The sequence below is a fragment of the Amycolatopsis sp. SID8362 genome (genome assembly GCF_010550475.1).
In the GTDB taxonomy this organism is placed as follows: Bacteria; Actinomycetota; Actinomycetes; order Mycobacteriales; family Pseudonocardiaceae; genus Amycolatopsis; species Amycolatopsis eburnea.
This window is the reverse complement of sequence record NZ_JAAGNB010001590.1, coordinates 1-552: the sequence shown is the minus strand read 5'-3', so window position 1 is coordinate 552 and position 552 is coordinate 1. Positions and strand designations below refer to the sequence as shown.

The 552-nt window shown below is 76.1% G+C and carries 1 pseudogene; it reads left to right on the top strand.

Features of this window, described 5'->3' with window-relative positions:
* Positions 1-16 precede the first annotated feature (16 nt).
* Positions 17-552: pseudogene (locus tag G3I65_RS48935) on the top strand (cell division protein FtsX); the annotation flags it as partial.

The following is a 552-nucleotide window of genomic DNA, read 5'->3' as shown; positions in this document are numbered from 1 at the left end:
TCGCTCCGCCGGGCGGATGGCCGTCGCCGTGGCCGTGGACGGCGTCGACCCCGTCTACGCCGCCGATCGCGACGACGAGTTCCGCGGGCGCGGGCTCCAGGGCTACCTCGTGCAGCCCACCGGACCTCGGCTGCCCGCCGCACCGGGAGTCGCGCGGCTGCCCGGCCCCGGGGAGGCCGTGCTTTCGCCCGCGCTCGCCGCGCTTCTCCGGTCGCCGGAAGGAGAACTGCTGCGTCCGCGCTTCCCGCAGCAGGTGATCGGCACCATCGGGGACGCCGGGCTGACCGGACCCAACGAGCTGTTCTTCTACGTCGGCTCCGCGACCGTCGCCACGCAACCGGGCGCCGTCCCCGTCAGCGGGTTCGGCGGGGAACCCCGGCGGCGTGGCCTCGACCCGCTCGAACTGCTGCTGGTCGTGGTCGGCGCGACGACGTGCCTGGTGCCCGTGTTCGTCTTCGTCGTCACCAGCACCAGGCTCGCCGCGGCGGCGCGGGACCGGCGGCTGGCGGCGCTGCGGCTCGTCGGCGCGGATCGCGGCCAGGTGCGCCGGAT